Source organism: Shewanella psychrophila, assembly GCF_002005305.1.
GTDB lineage: Bacteria > Pseudomonadota > Gammaproteobacteria > Enterobacterales > Shewanellaceae > Shewanella > Shewanella psychrophila.
Genome location: NZ_CP014782.1, coordinates 2,428,688 through 2,448,151 on the forward strand (window position 1 = coordinate 2,428,688; position 19,464 = coordinate 2,448,151).

The window sequence follows — 19,464 nt, forward strand, 5'->3', positions numbered from 1 at the left end:
AGGTATGAGTTCCTAGGAACCTAGGAACTCGCGCATAATACCTTGTTACTTTCCGCGCAGGTTGCGCCACATTAATTTAATTCGATTCAAAATTCCCGGATGGTCCAACTCAGTCATAGATTCTTCGATATGAAGTTCAGGAGGCGCCACTCGCGGGGTTAGCTGGGCAATAAATTCATTTAAACTGTTAGTTAATTTTTCAGATGGCGCTTCACCAGGGATCTCAATCCAGATGCTGCCATCGCTGTTATCCACTGTTAGCATCTTATCTCCATCACCCAACACACCGATAAACCAAGTGGGTGCTTGTTTTAATTTCTTCTTCATCATCAAATGACCGATAATATTTTGCTGTAGATATTCAAAATCCGTTTGATTCCATACCTGTAACAGCTCCCCTTCTCCCCACTCGCAATTAAACAACAGAGGGGCAGAGAAATATTCGCCAAAGAATACATCGATTTCAGTGCCGAGCTCAATGTCTAACGCAGTCTCGACATTAGTAAAAGAGCCAGGCTTCTCCCTTTTTACCGGCTTCCAACATACGGTTAACTCTTCATTCGACTCATCGTAATTATTGGTATCGAACTCACCTTCAATACAAAGTGATTCTTCACCTCTAGGATAGTAACGTGGAGATTCACCTAGCTTTTCAAGATAGGTCAGTTGATAAATTTTCAAGAAATTATCTAAAGCAGGTAAAGAAGACACTTAGCAGAAGCCCAAATTTTGAGTATAATATGCGCCTATTTTGACATGGAATTTCTATTGATGACACAAGTTCATGATCCTTATACGGATGCAGAGGCACTCAGTGGCTTAACACTTGGTAAAGCAACGGGCTATCAGTCCGAGTATGAGGCCTCTTTGCTGCAAGGGGTTCCGCGTAAACTTAATCGTGATGCAATCGAACTCAATGAAAGTTTGCCTTTTCATGGTACAGATATCTGGACGGGTTACGAACTTTCCTGGCTCAATGCTAAGGGCAAGCCTGTCGTTGCCATAGCCGAGTTTCAACTCAGCTTTGACAGCGAAAACTTGATTGAATCAAAGTCATTTAAACTGTATCTCAATAGCTTCAATCAAACTAAATTCGACAATCTAGAACAAGTACAAGCCACCTTGACTCAAGACTTGTCAAACTGTGCCGTAGGTAATGTCAGCGTTAAGGTATTTGAACCGAAACAGTTCGCGAGCCAACGCATAGTTGAACTTCCGGGTACTTGCATTGACGATCTCGATATAGAAGTTGATGACTACAAGTTTAACCCTCAATACCTTGAGAACAGTACAGATGAGAAAGCGGTCGTTGCCGAAACGCTTAACTCTAACCTGCTTAAATCGAACTGTTTGATCACTTCTCAGCCAGACTGGGGTAGCGTGATGATCCGTTATCAGGGGCCAAAAATCGATAGAGAAAAGCTGCTTAGGTATCTCATCTCATTTCGCCAACATAATGAGTTTCATGAGCAGTGTATCGAACGTATCTTTGTCGACCTAAAACGTTTTTGTCATTGCGCAAAACTCACGGTTTATGCACGCTACACACGACGTGGTGGCTTAGATATTAACCCTTACCGTAGTGATTTCGAGACGCCACCAGAAAACCATCGTTTAGCCAGACAATAAGCGAAAGAGTTTTAAGATTTTAATAAAAGGATGAGCAACGGCTCATCTTTTTTATTCTCTAGCATTTATCAAAAAAACTCCCCAGTCATCACATTTGACAACCAGAGAGAAAATGAGAGCCTTGCAGCTCTTTGGCTGCTCTATAAGTTTTATCAGTTATCTCCGCAAATTATTGTATTTAACGTATCGGCAGCTCGCAACTCAAGAATATTGATTTACCACTTAAATGAAAGGCCGAACTCATAGAAGTTTTCTCTGTCGGAAAAATAGGTATAGGTAAAATAGGGAGAGAATTTCCAAACCTGCGTCGTAAATGTAATATCGTGATAGTTAAAATTGCCCTTATTGCAATTGATATCTAAAAAACACTGCTTATGGATACCGAGTTCAGGCAAGGTCACCCAGCTATTACCACCTCGTGTATCATAAACATGGTTATAGCTATAACTTACATTCAAACGTTGATGGGCACTCCAGGATACACCCAGCATAATATCGATGGTATCAGAGGGAGTAAAACCTAGCTCGCCCTGATAATCATCACCAAGCTCAAACCCAAGTCTGAATTCATCGGTATACCAGTTATAATTAGTATCGGCCATCAAGATGACCGTTTCACTCACGGGAATACCAGCAAAAACACCCGCACTGTAACCTGCACTATTTGCTTTCGCCGTGACTTCGGTAAACATTAATGAGGTATAAAAGCTTTTACCTACACCCACTTCCCAAAACTCATTGCTGTCATATTCACCAAATACACGCCAGGTCTCACCAAGATCAAAACTCGCATTAAGGGTATACACAGCTTCACCATCTTGAATTTTTACATCTACACCAACTGACTTGTATAAAGGATCACCTTCAACACCTTGTTCTATGACTATGCCTTTAGGCGGAAAGATCAGTTCGATATCATTAGCAATGGAAGTGGCATAAATATTTGCAGAAAAGCCCCCAGCTAAACCATATACAGCGAAAATAAAAAACTTATTCATAGAGCTCTCAATACGTTTAATTTCTAAAGAGCCTACTTTAAGAATAAGAAGACTAAATTATTAGGCGAATCGATTCGATAAAATAAAAAATGGCAGCCCCTCATGGGGCTGCCATTTAGCTGGAATCACTTAATTTTAACGCTTCAATTGAGATTGAACGCGCGCTTTAGCAGCTTGCACTTTCGATTTGATGTTAGACTTCTGAGATGTCGTTAACTTAGAAGCAGCTTTTTCAATATCGAACTTCTTGATGACATGAACAACTCCATTTTCACTCACATTGGCAAAATAAAAGGCATTGGAATCATCACGAGTGATTACATAGACCCCTGAATTTCCAATCTGATGTACTTTACCTACCTCGTCTGTACCTTTATGGATCACACCTTCAGAGTCTATATGGCCAATAATATCGCCATTATTAAATACATAACCGTTATCATTAATTGAGATGTGATTGATGCCGAAATCAGGTACATCATCTGTTGGCGGTAAATCAACAGGTGGTTTAGTCACATCCCAGCCACCGTCAACGGTCGATTTAGCCCAATCCACCGAGATCACGCCATTAGTGACATCAACGTGAAATTGTAGACCATCATTACCAGTTATAAGATACTCATTTTTACCCGAAGACTTTACTGGTTCAACTGTTGCGTATTCTTTACCACCTACATAAAGCTTCCCATCATCATAATGACCTAGAAGCTCTCCATTCATTTTAATGTAACCATCTTCAGTAATTGAAAAATGATTAAGTTCATTACTAGGAACATCTTCGATAGGAGGTAACTCATTATCTGGAACTCCTTCAATCGGATTAGCTGGCGTTCCAGGTATTTCAATTGGATTTTCTAAGCCTGGATTGCTGAAATCTGGATCAGTATTATCAGTTCCGGTTGATGACGTTGAAGAACAGCCTACTAAAAACAGAACTGACATTAAAGCCGTTGCAACGCTAGTCTTTTTAAAATTCATAATATGCTCTCAATTAGGTATACATAGGGAAAAGACAATTTATGACATCCCCAAAATTAATTGGTTGCCTAACAACAGAGCCAAACAAGACAAGCTTATAATCGACCGTATAGGTAACCATCAAACATCCCACGGAATAATTGTGTAAATCACAAATGGAATATACACCTGATATTCCGACTTAAAATTCAACGATGTTTAGAGGTCACTACTATATAAAAAGACTGTATATAAATAATTAGCGCTAGAAGCCGTTAAGACATTCAGCTTGTGAATGTATCAACCTTAATATTGCGGTTTTATTATCCATTAATTAATGTAAACAAGCACTTGAACAAACAATCATCAAAATACCTCAGTACACAACTAAACTTTAACACCTGTAGATTGATGTCATTAGCAAGGCTAATTTCGGGGAGGTTGAACATATTGAATAGCTAAGATAACTAGCTATTTTAATTAAATTGAGTTCCCAACTACCTCACATATTTTATCTCTAAGCCAGATATGAGCCGGATTCTTGTTGTGTTTTCGCTTCCACACCATCTCAATTTCGATATTACGCATCTTAAATGGGGGTTGAACGAGCTTTAAGTTAAACATTTCAAGGTAGTCTTCAACATATCTTTTTGGAGATACACTGATAGCTTCCCCGGCAGAGATAGTATCGAAAGCTGTTAATAGTGAAGACTTAATGCTGTGTACTTTACGTGTAGGCAGGACTTCATCAGTCAATAGATCAACCGCCGTGAGATTGAAACGCCTCATCTTGATTACGACATGCCTCTCATCGAAGTATTCATCCCAAGATATCTCATCCCCAATACGGGGATGGTTTTTTCTCACAACACATACTGGCGTCTCGCTCATGATAAGCTGTTTTTCGAAACGAAGATCCATTGGCAATTGCATATCGATGACAAGATCGGCCTGCTCCTGATAAAGTTTTTCCATGATATCTTCATCATAATCGGGAGGTTCACGAAAAATAATTTCAATAGGGAGGTCTTTAACTATCTCTTCTAACGCCGGCTGTAAGAAGTGAGTAACAACATCCCCAGCTAAAATAACAAACTGGCGCTCAGAGGTGATTGGATCAAATCCCTCAAGCCCCGAAATAGTTTGCTCTATATTAGTGAAGGAATCGTTGAGCTGCTCATAGAGATAATTGGCCATGGCTGTAGGCTTGATGTTACGGCCCGCCCGAACGAAGAGTTCCTCACCTATAACGGCCTTAAAGCGTGTGATGGCATTGCTCACTGAGGGTTGAGTTAAATCTAACTCTTCTGCTGCTAAGGTATATGACCCTGTGCGGCAGACAGCCAAAAATACCCTCAATAAATTTACGTCAAACTGTTTTTGCTGTGCCATTTTCCATTCTCACTTTAACCCTTAATTTCACAAATTACTTATCACTAGATAAGTAATTGTCATATTAATATATCTAAATTTTCAATTAGATATACTTACCCTTGATTCAATAAGACCCAGCAGTGTATTCCTTAGCCACATATTAGCTGGATTTCTGGTTAGTTTACAGCTCCACACCATGTGATATTTGATAGGATTTACATCTAAGGGCAGTGATAATATCTGGAGACCAAGCAATTCAGCATACTGCTTAGCATAAGAGTTCGAAGCTAACGTAATCGCATCACTGTTAGCAGCTGTCGCTAACATGGCCAGTATCGATGCTTGCTCTGAATACATCTCCCTTGTCGGCAGCACCTCATCAGTGAGCAGATCCACCATACTCAAGTTCCCCCGTTTCATATTGAGGACGATGTGCTTTTCGGAAAAATATTGCGCGCGGCTAATCGAACCAGAGATCCTTGGATGCTCTTTTCTCACTACGCAAACAAGTTTATCTGTCATCACCTCCAGGCTATTAAAAGAGGCTAATTCAGGTTTGATCATATCTATGGCTAAATCGACAGTCTCAAGCTGTAGATCTAACTGCAATTGCTGCTCTTGAACTGGGGTCTCCCGAAAGATCAGCTTGATATTCGTTGATTTAAGCCACTGTTCAGCCCCATGATGCAATAAACCAATCATAATTTCATTGGCATAAATATAAAATGTTCGTCGGCTATTTTTCGGGTCAAATGCATCTATGCCTTGCAAACTCTGCTCAATACTAGCCAGTGGTGACTCAAACTGCTCATAAAGACTCAGCGCTGCCGATGTTGGTTTTACCCCCCTACCGACACGAATAAACAGCTCCTCACCAACCGTACGCTTAAGACGGGCAATAGCGTTACTCACCGAAGATTGAGTGAGATCCAATTCTTCCGCGGCTCGGCTAAACGAAGCCTTCTGCAAACCGTTGCAAACACACGTAAAAGGTTAAGATCAAACTGTTTCTGTTGAGGCATAGAACATCCATAAGAATACGTTATTACAACATTAACATTCATAATATAAATATTAGATCAAAGGTTAGCCCCGATTATTCATTAATTCAAGCTGGATATACTGATGTCAATGCATACACTTTGACTAAGGTAAACCCATGAAAAATCTCTTATCTCTGCATCAATAATAGCGGTACTGTCTTTCAACAGTCTTGCCGCTCAACATGAACACGAAAGTATCACCGTCAGCTATCAGGGCAAAGATGCCACAGCTCACACAGCTAAAGCCAATAACGACTTCGCCAAGCAGCTAAACTTCTCAGATACGGCGGCCTTCGATCAGGCCTCAAAAAACCTCATTGCTAAGCTAGATGACAAGGCCGCAGCCATTTTACGCGCCGACTTTGAATATATCAGCGGTAAGGCCCCGGATACAGTCAACCCATCTCTTTACCGTCAGGCGAAATTGAATATGGTCGCCGATGGCCTCTATAAAGTGCGCGAAGGCATCTACCAGGTCCGCGGCACCGATCTGGCTAACTTGACCCTTATCCGTTCAGATCATGGTTGGATAGCCTATGATGTCTTGTTAACCAAGGAAGCAGCCAAGATCTCACTGGAATTTGCCATGAAGAATATGCCCGAAGGTGGTGATCTACCGGTAGTTGCCATGATCTATTCTCACAGCCATGTCGATCACTTCGGCGGTTCCCGAGGGGTGCAGGAACTTTACCCCAATGTGAAAGTATACGGTTCCAATAATATCACCAAGGAAATTGTTGATGAGAATGTATTAGCAGGTAACGCCATGAGCCGCCGGGTCGCCTATCAATACGGCGCGACTTTAGGTATAAACTCTCACGGTATCGTCGATGCAGCCCTCGGTAAGGGTCTGTCCAAAGGTGAGATCACCTATGTTAAACCTGACTACACCTTAAACAGTAAAGGCAAGTGGGAAGCCTTGACCATAGATGGTCTGGATATGATATTTATGGACGCCTCAGGCACCGAAGCCACCTCGGAGATGACCACTTATATTCCGTCGATGAAGGCCTTATGGACAGCCGAGCTAACCTATCAAGGCATGCATAATATCTATACCTTGCGCGGTGCCAAGGTACGTGATGCCCAGAAGTGGTCCAAAGACATCAATGCGATGATCGATGCTTTCGGCGGCGAAGTCGAGACCCTTTTCTCAGCCCACACCGCACCCATTTGGGGTAATGGCGAGATCAACGACTTCCTAAGACTCCAGCGCGATAACTATGGTTTAATCCACAACCAGACACTGCGCCTAGCTAACCAAGGTGTCACTATTCAGGATATAGGCGATGCTATTCAAGACACTATCCCCAAGGCTATCCGCAAGTCTTGGCACACCAACGGTTATCATGGCTCTTACAGTCATAATGCCAAGGCTGTCTACAACATGTATTTAGGCTATTTCGATATGAATCCGGCTAACCTCAATCCTCTACCTACCCACCCAGAAGCCGCAAAGTTTGTCGAATACATGGGCGGTGCCGATGCAGTAGTTAAACGTGCTAAGTCAGACTACTCTCAGGGCGAATACCGTTTCGTAGCTACTGCGCTGAACAAGGTTGTCATGGCGCAACCGGGCAACGATCAAGCACGTCAATTACTTGCCGATACCTATGAACAGCTAGGTTATCAGTCTGAAACCGCTGGTTGGAGAAACATCTACCTTACCGGTGCCCAAGAGCTACGCATAGGTATTCAACCCGGTGCGCCAAAAACAGCGTCAGCTGATGTGATCAGTGAAATGGACATGCCAACCCTGTTCGATTTCTTAGCGGTCAAAATAGATAGCATAAAAGCGGCCAAACAGGGCAAGGTCACGCTCAATGTCGTCACTCCGGATGATAATCGAATTTTATATGTAGAGATGAGTAACGGTAACTTGAATAACATCGAAGTAACAAAGGTTAAGCAAGCCGATGCAACGCTTACAATCAATAAATCCGATGTGACCCGTATACTAATGGGCCAAACTAAACTCAAAACACTACTGGCCGATGGCACAGCAAAATTAAGTGGTGATAAAACAACAATAGATAAAATATCTTCTAGTCTGGTCGAGTTTAAAACAGACTTTGAAATCGTCCCTTTAAAACCTGAACAAGCAAAAAATTAACAAGAAGTATGCCACCTTTTATAAAACTGGCAGATTATAACTAACCTATAAAACACCTAAGGTTTCACCTTGGGTGTTTTATAGCATCAACAGATTCATACCCGTCATTTAATTTTAACTTTCCCTCCTAGGGAGGACTGACAAACCGTCCAAGTTTAGATTTATAATCCAATCTTATTTATCAAGATAAACCATCAAAAGCTAATTTAGATAAAACTAAAAATACTACTTTATAGGTAAGGTTAAGTCTAGGTAAGTCAATGATCTTCGTCACACTTATTACCGTCATATCAAAATCATAGATTAAGTTTGTTTCAGATCAAACAAACCACTGCAATTCACATCTATAACAGTCACAGAGCAATGACGAAACATAAGGACTACACAATGAAAGTTCGTGCACTGACCCTAGCAATTTTAGCTTCTCTTTCAGCCTCTGCTGTTGCCACTGACAGCGTAGACCCATTAAAGAAAGCCTTTATCGATGATTCAAAAATCAACTTACAGTTCCGCTTACGCTACGAAGATGCCGATGTAGATACGGTAGATAATCAGAATCAAACCACATTACGTACCCGATTAACCTACCAAACTGGTGATATCTACAAGCTGTTTGCACTGACTGAAGTCGATGATGTACGCTCCACCGATAATGAACCACTGATAGGCGATTACGAATACACCCAGATCAATCAGGCATTCATCGGCTATCGAGGTCCAGCTGAAACCTTAGTAAAATATGGTCGTCAGCGGATATTATTGGATAATCAAAGATTCGTTGGTGGCGTAGGTTTCCGTCAAAATGAGCAAACTTATGACGCCTTCTCGGTAAAAAATACCGCCATTGAAAACCTTACCGCTTACTATTCTTATATTAACAACGTAAACCGCATCTTCTCCGAAGACTCAGGCAAAGATGAGCATAAGAATAAAACCAGCCTGCTTAACGTGAACTACAAAGCCAGTGAAATTGCCAATATTACAGGCTATGCCTACTTAATTGATAACATGGACGTTGCAGCTTTCTCAAGTGATACCTACGGTATTCGTGCAACGGGCAAACTCAAACTTGATGCAGTCAAACTCAGCTACGAAGCTGAATATGCCCAACAGTCAGAGGGAGAGAATAACCCGACAAGCTATACCGCTAATTATTATAAATTGGGTGCAGGTGTTGGGTTCGAAGGCTTTGGCGCAAAAATAGGTTACGAAGTATTGGGGTCAGATGATGGCAATGCTGGATTTATCACACCATTAGCAACGCTGCACGCCTTCAACGGTTGGACTGATAAATTTCTCTTCGGCGGTATGGGAAACTGGGAGAATGGTCTCGTGGATGCCCACGTCGTACTCACGGCAAAAGTTGCGGGGCTTAAGCTACTCGCCAAATACCATAAGTTTGATTCTGACTACGGTGATATCGATATGGGTAAAGAATGGGGCATAGCAGCCACTTACCCTTTTGCGGAGCACTATGATGTTGGCGTTAAATATGCCAGCTTCAGTGGCGCCGATGCAGGTTACGGCTTCTCGAATGATACCGACAAGCTATGGTTAACATTGCAGGCCAAGTACTAACTCTAAGCTAGAAAGAGCGCGATAAGGTCTTATTTAGGTTACTCCTGCCTATATTAAGGCTTATTTATCCCTCCCTCTTCGAGCAGAGATGGCATTTATGTTGTCACTCTGCTCTTTTTTCATTGTTCGTATACGAATAAAATTATTTTAACAGTTCCGTGATTTCCAGTTTCCGCGCATGGATATCAAGTTTTGAATCGACATCTACACTCACAGCAAATCGATAATCTTCGTTTAACTTGCCGAATAACACCGACCAAGTATCAGCCAACTTTACCGACTCACCCCGGTGAAGATTAAGTTGGATCTCTTCAAAGATAGGTAAGACATTAATACAAGTATCTTTTGCAAATAAATCTAATTTTTTCTTTTTAATCGCAGAAAAATCGAAGCTGAATGATTTAAGAGATAAAGCCAGGCCAAGGCCTTTTGCCTTGATATAGGACTCCTTCAGTGTCCATAAATCGAAGAAGCGTTCTCTTTGCTTATCATTAGGAAGCGCAAGCAAGGCCTCAGACTCTTCATTAGTAAAATAATGATTTAAGATAGGATAGATGTTCGTCGTTTGCCTACATCTCTCTATATCTACCCCTAGTTCACTAATATTATTATGTTCAGCTTTCCCCATCACAGCAACCACCAACCAGTCGCCACTATGACTAATATTAAAGTGCAGCCCACTTTGAACTTGCTGCTCACTAACTAAGGTAGGCTTTCCTTTCTTGCCATATTCGAAACACCAATCCGCCGGAGAAATAGACTCTCCATTTGTACTAGTTTCTTTAGCAACCAGAGATAAGATTCCTCTCAAGAACCCTCTAACCATCAAACCTTTATCTCTGGCTGAAAGCTGAATATAACGTGCGACCTTAATCTGCTCATCTTCGGGTAGCCAATGTCTAATCGAGTCGGCCTGCTCAGATGTCAAAAGTTCATGTTCGAGTGGACAGAAAAAAAGACTAAGCTTCTCTTTGCCGAACTCCAGGGCTGAAATGGATTGACTCAAACTGACTCCGAAATAGTAAAGTAAACTGAAGCGATACTATCAAAGCCAAAGCTGTAGAGATACTAAAAAGCCTCGAAGAAACGAGGCTTTAGTTGAGGTCAATTTCGATATCATCGAACACTTATACCAATTGCTATTATGAACATGAACCGCAGCATACACCTGATTCACCATGTTTTAGCTTATTATCAGCCTCTACTTTTTCATCAGCATAACTAGCGCCTTGCTTCAAATTTTGAATAGACTCCAGCTCAGTTTGAGTGTTTTTTTCTGCCGCACTTTTCTTTTTGAAAAAACTAATAGCCATTAGGATCTCCTTTGACAATGGACCTTAAACATGTATTTTTATAGCATGTTATTAATTCCGACATATTTAGTCAAGTACCTAGTACTAGTTTATGGAACAAGGATTCAAATATCAGAGAATGATGAGTGAAGAATATCGACTAAATCTTACCCTTAGGAAATAACAGAACTAAAAACTCCATTTTAGCTGCACAAACCCAAGTGTCGATGCGCTCTGTGAAAACAAGCTGCCACTGCTACCATCGAATCGCTGCAATACCATCAGCATGGTCCACTCATTTGCCAATGAATAACTCATATTAGCCCCATAAAAGTAGGAGCCATCATCATAAAAGCTATTGCTAAAGGTGAGTCGACTCAGTGGTGAAATGTCGAACCCAAGCTCCAGATAACTGGTCCAGTGAGTAAAACTTAAGGTTCTCGCAGTCAAAGGAATATTTAAATAAAGCAAGGCGCTATCTGACTCAGTGGGTTCTGAGATATGCAGCACAGAGCCTCTGACCATCCAGTTTCTCGCTCCGGTAAAGCTATAATCCATCTCTAGTGTGGCGACACTGGTTGCCTCTAGTCTCTGAGCTCTAGGAGATAAACTCGCTCCATTAGCTAAAGGGTTTATGCCTGTCGGTATGTTAGCGATAGAATCATAAGGAACAGGTTCTTCTATTGGCCAATAATCATATTGAGGCTCAAAATAGCTCACTTCACCTCTAAAGCCTGCGCCGCCAATATCGCCGGAAAAACCAGCGCCCAAAACATGATCAAATCCAGATTTCCCGATTAAAAACTGCAGATCCCAGCTAGCATAGTTAGTTAAATAACGGGCCGCATAGCTGGTTAGTTTGCTATCTTGATTAGGGTTATAAACAAAATCTAATGAGCTAGCAAAGCCAAGTTTACGGCTAATAAGTACAGCATCGGCACCACTGCGCTCCTCATAATCAAAATCATATATCGAATACGCATTGAAGATATCGTTTGGATTCCACAGGGTGCTCATCGCCCAATTAATACGAAAACGCCCGACTCTTGCTTGCCAATCTCCACCAGCAAACTCGCTGGGCTTCCAATCGATATAGGCGCGATCAAACTGGGTATTACCCACCCAGCCTTCGGTATCTAGCCAGGTTGCCGACATATCCCAGTAACCAGGATCTAAGCCTATAAGATCGCCATAACCAGGAATTTTTGCACTATCTCCATAGAACACTCTATTTCGCATCGAGGCATTGAATCTAAGCTCACTGTCGAAGCGATACTCAAAGTTAAATCGCTGATGCAATAGATGATCGACGCTATCGGAAGCAGAGTCTGGATAGGAGATCGTGCCCATATACTTCACATAGCCATCGAGATCCCAATTTTTAGCAGGTTCAAGACCCGGAATAGTAGAAGCTGTCGCCGGGTGCAAGAGTAAAATCGATGAGGTAAGCAATACTGGTACAGTGAAACTCACTGAACTCTTTACTGCACTCTTCACTGCACTTGCTCTTGTGCTCTTAACTGCACAGTTTCCTGTACTGGTTCCTGCACACGGTCCTCAGTTAACTGACCATCTTCAAATACGATGACTCGGCGGGCACGCTTGATAACTCTTGGATCATGAGTTGAGAAGATAAATGTCGTCCCTTCATTTTCATTAAGCTGCTGCATAATATCCAGTAGCTCAGAAGTGCTAGCCGCATCTAAGTTTGCAGTAGGCTCATCGGCCATCACAAACCTAGGTCTAGGTGCTAATGCACGCGCCACAGCCACTCGCTGCTGTTGACCACCTGATAGTTTAGATGGCACCTTATGCAGATGCTCCCCGAGTCCCACACGCTTTAGAAGGTCAGTTGCGCGTGCTCGACACTCATCTTCAGAATGCCCCTGAAGCTGCATCACAAACTCGACATTCTCTAATGCGGTAAGCACCGGCAGCAGACTGTAATCCTGAAAGATAAAACCCACATGATCACGACGAAAACCAATCAAGTCTTTATCACTTAACTGACAGATATCATTACCATCGATAATAACCGTGCCGGATGTTGGCTCATCGATGCCGCTAATCATGTTGAGCAAGGTGGTTTTACCTGAGCCGGAAGGTCCCATCACGGCAACAAACTCCCCCTGTTCAATATTGAGATCTAATGCCTTAACCGCATGCACAGGAAAGTCGGTATCTTGGTTATAAGTTTTACACAGTTGAGTTGTTTGAATACTCATAGTTACCCTTTTCGTTCTTAACGACTGACAATCGATCACTCAATAACGTCATAACTTGCGACGAGCATTAATGTTTTTCAGCCATGGCATCGACCGGACTAAGTTTTAAGATCTGCCTTGCCGGATACAGAGCCGCAAACAGGCTTACTACAATGACAGTGACAAAGGTAGAAAAATACTCCAGCACAGAAACTTGAGGATACAAAGTGGTATCCACGCCTAAAGCGCCGACGCCTTCAGCCATACCACCAAGCTCAATACCGGTAATTTGCAAAATATTAACTAAAATAGAAGCACCGCAGACACCTAAAAGCCCCCCAGTAACACCGAGTAGCCCCGTCTCTAATATGATCAGTGTAAAAACCTTATGCTTTTGCATACCGACAGCCATCAAGACACCAAACTCGCGGGTCCGCTCAAATACCGACATCAACATGATATTGATAATGCCGAAGCCCATTGCCAGCATAAAGATGGCCAGCACAATGGCGTTACTCACGCCAATCTGAGAGATGATAGTTGCCAGCATAGGTTGGATCTTCTGCCAATCTCTGATGCTATTGAGATTGCCTTTGTTAGCAATTTCAAGCTTAGCTTTCACCTGAAGGGCGAGTTCATTGGAGAAGTGACTGCCAATTTTACTGCTAGTGGTATTCAGCACCACAGCTATCTCATGCACGCCATCAAGTCCCGCCATCTTCATCAGATCGCCGCGTCTGACATAGAGGTTGCCATCATCGAAACCTGTTGAAGGCGTTTTGAAAATACCGGCGACTCTAAAGGCCGCGCCGGTGACATCTTTCTCAACATTGCTAGAGGTTAAAACCACTTTTGAGCCTAAACGTAATTTCAATCGGTCAGCCGTTTTTTGAGACACCAGCACAGGGTGTCTGCCCTCAATAGGTAGCCAAGTCCCCGTAACCAGTTTACTGGCAAGTGGGGTAACTTTAGCTTCGTCATCGATATCGACACCATTGATACGGATCCCACGGCTAGAGCGTGCCGATGCCACCATGCCATCGACCAAAAACCGTGAAGACCAGGCTTTGACTTCTGGCATACTCGCTAACGCTTTGGTGACATTTTCAGGGGAATGGATAAGAAGTTTAAGCTCTGGATTATCAACATACTGACGATTATGAACTTGAAGATCACTGGTTTGCCAGGCAATAGCATTATCGATCATATTACCGTACATGCCAGTCATAAACCCCATCATGGTCACCACGCCAATAAGGCCAAACACCATAGCACTGAGCATAATGGAGGTACGTAGTTTATTTCTCCAAAGATTTCGCCAGGCTAAATTAATCAACATAACTAGCCCTCCGTTCAAGCAAGGCAGATATACTTAGATGGTTATAATTATTACGTCGCCAAAGATTCTTCCAAACGAGTTTAACCAACATAGCCAGCCCTCCGTTCAAGCAAGGCAGATATACTTAGATGGTTATAATAAATACGTCGCCAAAGGTTTTTCCACGCTAGCTTAATGAGCATGATCACCTCCCTTTAGCGCGGTCACCAAATCTAAATGGTAAACCCGCCATAGTGGATAGATTAAGCACAACAACATCAGAACGAGTACAATCAGTATCTGGTCGATAAACAGCCATGGCGCTAACATCATAGGAATTATCGGCTCCCAGCCCATGTCTAGCATCAATTGTGCAGTTTCCCCGGTTAACTGTATTGGGTGAAGATTAAACCAGACAAGTATGGGCGTGGCCACAAGCAGGCCAAATACAATACCAAGAAGAGAGATAAATCCAGATTCAAGCATGACTAAGGCAAGCAGCTTGGGCCTTAACAGGCCCGTGGCTAACATAACGCCAAACTCTCGCTGCCGCTCTAAGGTCATCATCAAAATAGTGGCAAACAGCCCAAAGCCTACGACACCATAAAGTAAATACATCATGAATATCCCACCAGCCTTATCCATGGCTATCTGCTGCGCCATCTCTGGAGATAACGCCTTCCAATCACGTACATTGACCTTGTCTGTAAAACCTGCAGCCTTACCTTGCTCGCTATAAACCTGCTTTAACCGATTAACAGTTTGTTCAATCTGAGACAGATTTTTGGTATGCAACACCCAAGCCGTTACCTGTTTATTTGTGCTAAAGAGGGTTTGTGCCAGTGGTAGTGGCATATAGACGAGCTGGTTATCGAGTCCTGATACAGGGAAATGTAGTATACCTTTAATGGTGTAAAGCCCGGCTGCAGTCTGCCCCCGATATCCTTGCCCATACAGCACTATTTCATCGCCAACAGTTAACTCAAAATATTCAGCCAGACCTTGGCCAATTAGTACCTGTTTATCATCTTGCTTAAGGAATCTTCCAGCCACAAGCTTACTGGTAATCCCCGAGTAATCATCTTCAAGCTCAGGCATGACGCCCAGCACCATAACGCCTTTGGACTTATCAGCCGCTGCGGCCAATGAAAAGGACTCTATGCGAGGCAGGACTCGCTCTACATCTGGTAGCTGTTTAGCAATATCGATAAAGGCATCACTTTGGGGCAAAAGATCATCAATACTCTGCGTCTCAGCAAAATTCGGATCTTGCAGCTGAATCAGTCCTGTGGAGAAACGAGCGCTGTTTTCGATATTATTGGCATAGCTCCCCTCTTGGGTGCTACGCATGACTAGAGAGAGGATTAACGCTAAAGCGAGCGCACAAGCTGTGAGTATTGTGCGCCGCTTCTGTCGCCACAGATTTCGCCAAGCAAGTTTTAGTAACATAGATCTCCCTAAAATCAGCTACGAGTAGCGAGTAAAGCTCGTAGCTCGTAACTAAAACCTTAATCCCTTAACGCTTTCATCTGACTTTGAGAGAAAAATTCATCGCCAATATCGAAGTCAAACTGAGCTTCATGGGTGAGCATCTCGGTTTTATTGCCAGGCTTATCGGCTGGAGTCATGGTCATCCGAGTGGCTATTAACCGCCCTCCCATCTTTTTAATATCGAAGGTTTCCATGGTATTGACCAAGTCATCGAATTCATCATAAAACTCAACTTTTCGCTGCAGATAACTATCTTTTGAGATCCATAACCTCACCTTGCTCCACACCACTGGTGCATCGGGTTTCGCGATAGCATCGATAACATAGCTAGCCTCGCCGTCGATAACCTGCGCTTCGACTAACCTATGGTCATAATCGACAACAATGGAGGACTGGTTGATAAGATCATCATTGGTAAAGTCAGAACCCATCCAGGATTGACTCAACATAGATGGGGCAATTTTAACGACACGTTCGATACTCGGGATCCAGTTCCACATCTCTTTTTGACGTTTAAGCGATGCACTGCCTTTATCTTTTGCCGGAGCAGTCACCAGTACCAGTGATAAGTCTTGCCCCTTGGTCCAACTTTTCATGCTCATGGAGCGGATCCAATCTGGGCGAATGATATTCATGGTCGACACAGTATAACTAGCATCCCCGCGCATCTGCTTATCAGATTCAGCCACAATTTCAGTAGCGGACTTAGCCAAAACGAAACTCGGCAGTAATGTAGATAACAGCAAAGTTAAACAAAGATGGATTTTGACGTTTTTTTTCAATGAAAATGGCATAAGTCGTTTCCTCACTACGGTTCCTGTGATCTAACGAGATAGTTGATGCTGGAATAAGTACACAAGAGATAAGCTACTATAAACTACTGAACCAAAACTGAAACATAGATAGGTATGAGTTTACATTGGAATATTTAAATTGTTGTAAGCTAGCACCAGAGGTAATATCTAGCCTTTAAGTCTAAGTCAGTTAAACGCCAAACAATAACTCATAAAAGTGGATAAACAGACTCTCCATTGTGCTCTATAAGTCAGCTTCAAAAACTAGTAGTTTGAACATCTTGATGTTTAATCGCTGCTATTATTTATTCTAAATGTATCCAAGGAACAAAATATGAAAAAGTTAGTAATAATGTTACTTATATCGTTATCCGTTTCTGGTTGTGCAGGCATTGCAACGATTGGGGCCGTGATGTATTACAAGAGTCAAAATCATGAAGTGGCGTCCGTTGACATAGAAGCGCCAGCTAAAAATGTTTACCAAGTCGCTATCAAAACGATTCAAGGAAAACCTAATGTCACTATCGTCAATAAAAACGACTCAGCTATGCAGCTCGACATACTCAAAAATGAGACCAGTGGCAGTATCAAAGTTACGGCTCTTAATTCAAAGTTATCACAATTAACGATTGTTTCAGATCTAACAGCAGATAATGAAACAACACCATTATCTGCTGTATTGAAAATCTGTAACGAACTAAAAGTTAAGTGCGAACAAACTAAGTAACTAAATATTATTTTTCATGTAACTTTGTCAGGGCTTTAATTTTCTGTTTTAATCTAAAGCTCTGGCTTCCATGAAATTAATAGAAGTAGCTGATACTTACGGCGGCAAAGTTAGTATCATCTTGTTGATCATCAAATTGTTTGCTTCCACGTAATGTCGAAAACAATACTCCCCAGCTCTCCCAGCGCATAGCAAAGCCTAAGCTAAATTGATTCTGCTCATGAATTAAGTCGACAGAATGACTATCTTCGAAAGTATTACCGTTTAAGGTAATATCGTTTAAGACATAACGGCCATGCAATGACATAAATACCTGCCAGTAAAAACCATGACCAGATACTAACGTATAGGGGTTAGCACTATGGGAAGCGGTTGGACTCACTAGAGAAAAGGTCTCATCCAGTCCGCTCCCGAGTCTAAAAATTAATGCCATACTGACATCGCTTCTAAGGTTGCCGATACCAGCTTGAGCATAGAAATTAAGATCACTGACAATACTATCTGACAGTGGAAAATCTGCTAACCGCTTTACATATTCAGACCCGACTCGAAATACTGGTTCATTGTTAATTTGATTGTCCCAACCATTTGCCATTGTCGCCGAAATAACACTGTGAATAGCTGTTTGTGTTGGCTCAGCCAGAGCTGCTGGTCCCACAACGCCTACATCGATAATTAGACTTGTTGCAACATTTTTATCAAACTGGCGCAATTTAGCTTGCCATATTAAGACCCCTGCATATGGCCTATCATCAACAATCAATGACTCCTCTTCCAAGTTTGTAGGCGTATACATGCCTTGTTGGATCGAATAACTTACAGTGTAACTCCCATCCTCACCTCGATTGATGTAAGTCCAGTCACTGATATAATGCAACCAAGCTGGAATGTTAACGTCCTCGAAGCTGTTAACTTGGGCTTCTCCCCAAGAATAGGCAACACCGTTAGTGTAACCGTCGTCACTGGGCTCAAGTACGCCAAAAGCATCATTTTCAAAAGTGAATTGCCCCCAACTTGAGGAGGGGGAAAGTACATCAGCGGCATTGGCATCAGTTAAAATAAAAAATGGCAGTGTGAGTGATATAGCAATGATATATTTAAGCATTTCTGTTCAGTAATCTACTTCAGTGCATCTTGATGTGCTTCATAGGCTGCGGAGAAAATAAACATTCTTGTTTCTTGCACGAAATTATCTACATTTGTTCTAATCTGTTCATAATTCAAATGACTGCTACTGTTCTCCAGTACGCCCGATGCTTTAATCACAGCGACACGCTCCGCAAGCGGTTTTAAAGTGACACTATCTACAATTTGCGTCTCTATAATGATCCTAACGTTCTTATCCCGCGTACCTAATGCCATCTTCACCGAGCCAATCACAGCCCCTATTGGGATAATTTCCGTTAACTTGAGATCTTCAGGTTCGGTTGTAGCTCGGCTAATTCGAATGTTCACTTGCGCCACATTTTCACCCGCTTTATCAACAAGTTTCATTGAGGGGGAGATCTCTTGCCGTAAGTGCCCTGTTATCTCATTAGCAAGCTTCTCTAATACCGATTCGGGGATCTGCTTGTCCTGAGTTGAGTCTCGTTTTAGCTCCACCTTAGGCACCAATAAAGCCTTGTAGTAGTGGGGGACTATTGATTTTGACACCCACTGCACGCCCTTCTTATCAGTATCATAATCCACCTCATGTAGCGGTTTATTGGTCAAAGCATCTGTTGTAGCGAGATCTGTTGCTGTTGGCGTTAGACTCGAGCACCCAGTCAAGAGCACGAGTACCAGAGCCAATGTTAAATGTATTATTTTCTTCATAAGAATGTCCTGTTTAAATCAGTTTAAGGGGGCTAAGTTAAGCTAAACGAGATTTAAGCTTTCGCTATTAAGATGAGTTGAAGCCAGCAGCCATTCAACCTGTCCCTGGCTAGCCCATATTTCCTTAATCG

18 protein-coding genes are annotated in these 19,464 nt (G+C 42.3%); 4 read left to right on the top strand and 14 right to left on the bottom strand.

Annotated elements, in window-relative coordinates; translation table 11 throughout:
- Positions 1–45 precede the first annotated feature (45 nt).
- Complete coding sequence (gene syd, locus sps_RS10590) at positions 46–711, bottom strand: SecY-interacting protein (protein ID WP_077752497.1); 666 nt, start codon at positions 709–711, stop codon at positions 46–48.
- A 60-nt stretch (positions 712–771) separates the two neighbouring features.
- On the opposite strand from syd, the gene queF reads away from it, so the two are divergent.
- Complete coding sequence (gene queF, locus sps_RS10595; protein WP_179948397.1) at positions 772–1,629, top strand: NADPH-dependent 7-cyano-7-deazaguanine reductase QueF; 858 nt, start codon at positions 772–774, stop codon at positions 1,627–1,629.
- Between the two features lie 215 nt (positions 1,630–1,844).
- Here the strand turns inward: queF and sps_RS10600 are convergent, their stop codons facing one another.
- From sps_RS10600 to sps_RS10615, 4 genes are all read right to left on the bottom strand, one after another.
- Positions 1,845–2,627 carry a hypothetical protein gene (locus sps_RS10600; protein ID WP_077752499.1) on the bottom strand — a complete coding sequence of 261 codons (783 nt, stop codon included), beginning with the start codon at positions 2,625–2,627 and terminating at the stop codon, positions 1,845–1,847.
- 135 nt (positions 2,628–2,762) lie between these two features.
- Positions 2,763–3,605: a PDC sensor domain-containing protein gene (locus sps_RS28100; protein ID WP_149027261.1), complete on the bottom strand. Its 843-nt coding sequence runs from the start codon at positions 3,603–3,605 to the stop codon at positions 2,763–2,765.
- 459 nt (positions 3,606–4,064) lie between these two features.
- Entirely contained in the window at positions 4,065–4,976 is a 912-nt protein-coding gene (locus sps_RS10610; RefSeq protein WP_077752500.1) for a LysR family transcriptional regulator, read from the bottom strand.
- Between the two features lie 81 nt (positions 4,977–5,057).
- On the bottom strand, positions 5,058–5,927 hold the full coding sequence (locus sps_RS10615; RefSeq protein WP_418346729.1) for a LysR family transcriptional regulator: 870 nt from the start codon (positions 5,925–5,927) through the stop codon (positions 5,058–5,060).
- 504 nt (positions 5,928–6,431) lie between these two features.
- Here sps_RS10615 and sps_RS10620 point away from each other — a divergent pair.
- Positions 6,432–8,114 carry an alkyl/aryl-sulfatase gene (locus sps_RS10620; protein ID WP_237158104.1) on the top strand — a complete coding sequence of 561 codons (1,683 nt, stop codon included), beginning with the start codon at positions 6,432–6,434 and terminating at the stop codon, positions 8,112–8,114.
- 387 nt (positions 8,115–8,501) lie between these two features.
- The gene (locus tag sps_RS10625) at positions 8,502–9,692 is read left to right on the top strand and encodes an alginate export family protein (protein ID WP_077752502.1); all 1,191 of its coding nucleotides are present in this window, start codon (positions 8,502–8,504) and stop codon (positions 9,690–9,692) included.
- A 142-nt stretch (positions 9,693–9,834) separates the two neighbouring features.
- On the opposite strand, the gene sps_RS10630 is transcribed toward sps_RS10625, so the two are convergent.
- From sps_RS10630 to sps_RS10660, 7 genes are all read right to left on the bottom strand, one after another.
- Entirely contained in the window at positions 9,835–10,698 is an 864-nt protein-coding gene (locus tag sps_RS10630; RefSeq protein WP_077752503.1) for a 4'-phosphopantetheinyl transferase family protein, read from the bottom strand.
- A 136-nt stretch (positions 10,699–10,834) separates the two neighbouring features.
- Complete coding sequence (locus tag sps_RS10635; RefSeq protein WP_077752504.1) at positions 10,835–11,005, bottom strand: CCGSCS motif protein; 171 nt, start codon at positions 11,003–11,005, stop codon at positions 10,835–10,837.
- A 168-nt stretch (positions 11,006–11,173) separates the two neighbouring features.
- A complete protein-coding gene (locus sps_RS10640) occupies positions 11,174–12,481 on the bottom strand; it encodes a hypothetical protein (RefSeq protein ID WP_237158053.1) in 1,308 nt (435 codons plus the stop codon).
- On the bottom strand, positions 12,478–13,209 hold the full coding sequence (locus sps_RS10645) for an ABC transporter ATP-binding protein (RefSeq protein WP_077752505.1): 732 nt from the start codon (positions 13,207–13,209) through the stop codon (positions 12,478–12,480). The genes sps_RS10640 and sps_RS10645 overlap by 4 nt, the downstream gene beginning before the upstream one ends.
- A 67-nt stretch (positions 13,210–13,276) precedes the next feature.
- Positions 13,277–14,527 carry an ABC transporter permease gene (locus sps_RS10650; protein WP_077752506.1) on the bottom strand — a complete coding sequence of 417 codons (1,251 nt, stop codon included), beginning with the start codon at positions 14,525–14,527 and terminating at the stop codon, positions 13,277–13,279.
- A gap of 171 nt (positions 14,528–14,698) precedes the next feature.
- Entirely contained in the window at positions 14,699–15,955 is a 1,257-nt protein-coding gene (locus sps_RS10655; RefSeq protein WP_077752507.1) for an ABC transporter permease, read from the bottom strand.
- A gap of 59 nt (positions 15,956–16,014) precedes the next feature.
- Positions 16,015–16,791: an outer membrane lipoprotein-sorting protein gene (locus sps_RS10660; RefSeq protein WP_077752508.1), complete on the bottom strand. Its 777-nt coding sequence runs from the start codon at positions 16,789–16,791 to the stop codon at positions 16,015–16,017.
- 334 nt (positions 16,792–17,125) lie between these two features.
- Between sps_RS10660 and sps_RS10665 the strand changes: the two genes are divergently transcribed.
- A complete protein-coding gene (locus tag sps_RS10665) occupies positions 17,126–17,518 on the top strand; it encodes a DUF3568 domain-containing protein (RefSeq protein ID WP_077752509.1) in 393 nt (130 codons plus the stop codon).
- 76 nt (positions 17,519–17,594) lie between these two features.
- Here the strand turns inward: sps_RS10665 and sps_RS10670 are convergent, their stop codons facing one another.
- Both sps_RS10670 and sps_RS10675 read right to left on the bottom strand, forming a co-directional pair.
- Complete coding sequence (locus tag sps_RS10670) at positions 17,595–18,623, bottom strand: lipid A deacylase LpxR family protein (RefSeq protein ID WP_077752510.1); 1,029 nt, start codon at positions 18,621–18,623, stop codon at positions 17,595–17,597.
- 14 nt (positions 18,624–18,637) lie between these two features.
- Positions 18,638–19,333 (bottom strand): DUF3313 family protein, encoded by a 696-nt coding sequence (locus tag sps_RS10675; RefSeq protein ID WP_077752511.1) that lies wholly within the window; start codon positions 19,331–19,333, stop codon positions 18,638–18,640.
- Positions 19,334–19,464 lie beyond the last annotated feature (131 nt).

Coding starts and splice junctions, on each gene's coding strand:
- queF (WP_179948397.1), top strand. CDS start 772: ATGACACAAGTTCATGATCCTTATACGGATGCAGAGGCACTCAGTGGC.
- sps_RS10600 (WP_077752499.1), bottom strand. CDS start 2,627: ATGAATAAGTTTTTTATTTTCGCTGTATATGGTTTAGCTGGGGGCTTT.
- sps_RS28100 (WP_149027261.1), bottom strand. CDS start 3,605: ATGAATTTTAAAAAGACTAGCGTTGCAACGGCTTTAATGTCAGTTCTG.
- sps_RS10610 (WP_077752500.1), bottom strand. CDS start 4,976: ATGGCACAGCAAAAACAGTTTGACGTAAATTTATTGAGGGTATTTTTG.
- sps_RS10620 (WP_237158104.1), top strand. CDS start 6,432: ATGGTCGCCGATGGCCTCTATAAAGTGCGCGAAGGCATCTACCAGGTC.
- sps_RS10625 (WP_077752502.1), top strand. CDS start 8,502: ATGAAAGTTCGTGCACTGACCCTAGCAATTTTAGCTTCTCTTTCAGCC.
- sps_RS10635 (WP_077752504.1), bottom strand. CDS start 11,005: ATGGCTATTAGTTTTTTCAAAAAGAAAAGTGCGGCAGAAAAAAACACT.
- sps_RS10645 (WP_077752505.1), bottom strand. CDS start 13,209: ATGAGTATTCAAACAACTCAACTGTGTAAAACTTATAACCAAGATACC.
- sps_RS10650 (WP_077752506.1), bottom strand. CDS start 14,527: ATGTTGATTAATTTAGCCTGGCGAAATCTTTGGAGAAATAAACTACGT.
- sps_RS10655 (WP_077752507.1), bottom strand. CDS start 15,955: ATGTTACTAAAACTTGCTTGGCGAAATCTGTGGCGACAGAAGCGGCGC.
- sps_RS10660 (WP_077752508.1), bottom strand. CDS start 16,791: ATGCCATTTTCATTGAAAAAAAACGTCAAAATCCATCTTTGTTTAACT.
- sps_RS10665 (WP_077752509.1), top strand. CDS start 17,126: ATGAAAAAGTTAGTAATAATGTTACTTATATCGTTATCCGTTTCTGGT.
- sps_RS10670 (WP_077752510.1), bottom strand. CDS start 18,623: ATGCTTAAATATATCATTGCTATATCACTCACACTGCCATTTTTTATT.
- sps_RS10675 (WP_077752511.1), bottom strand. CDS start 19,333: ATGAAGAAAATAATACATTTAACATTGGCTCTGGTACTCGTGCTCTTG.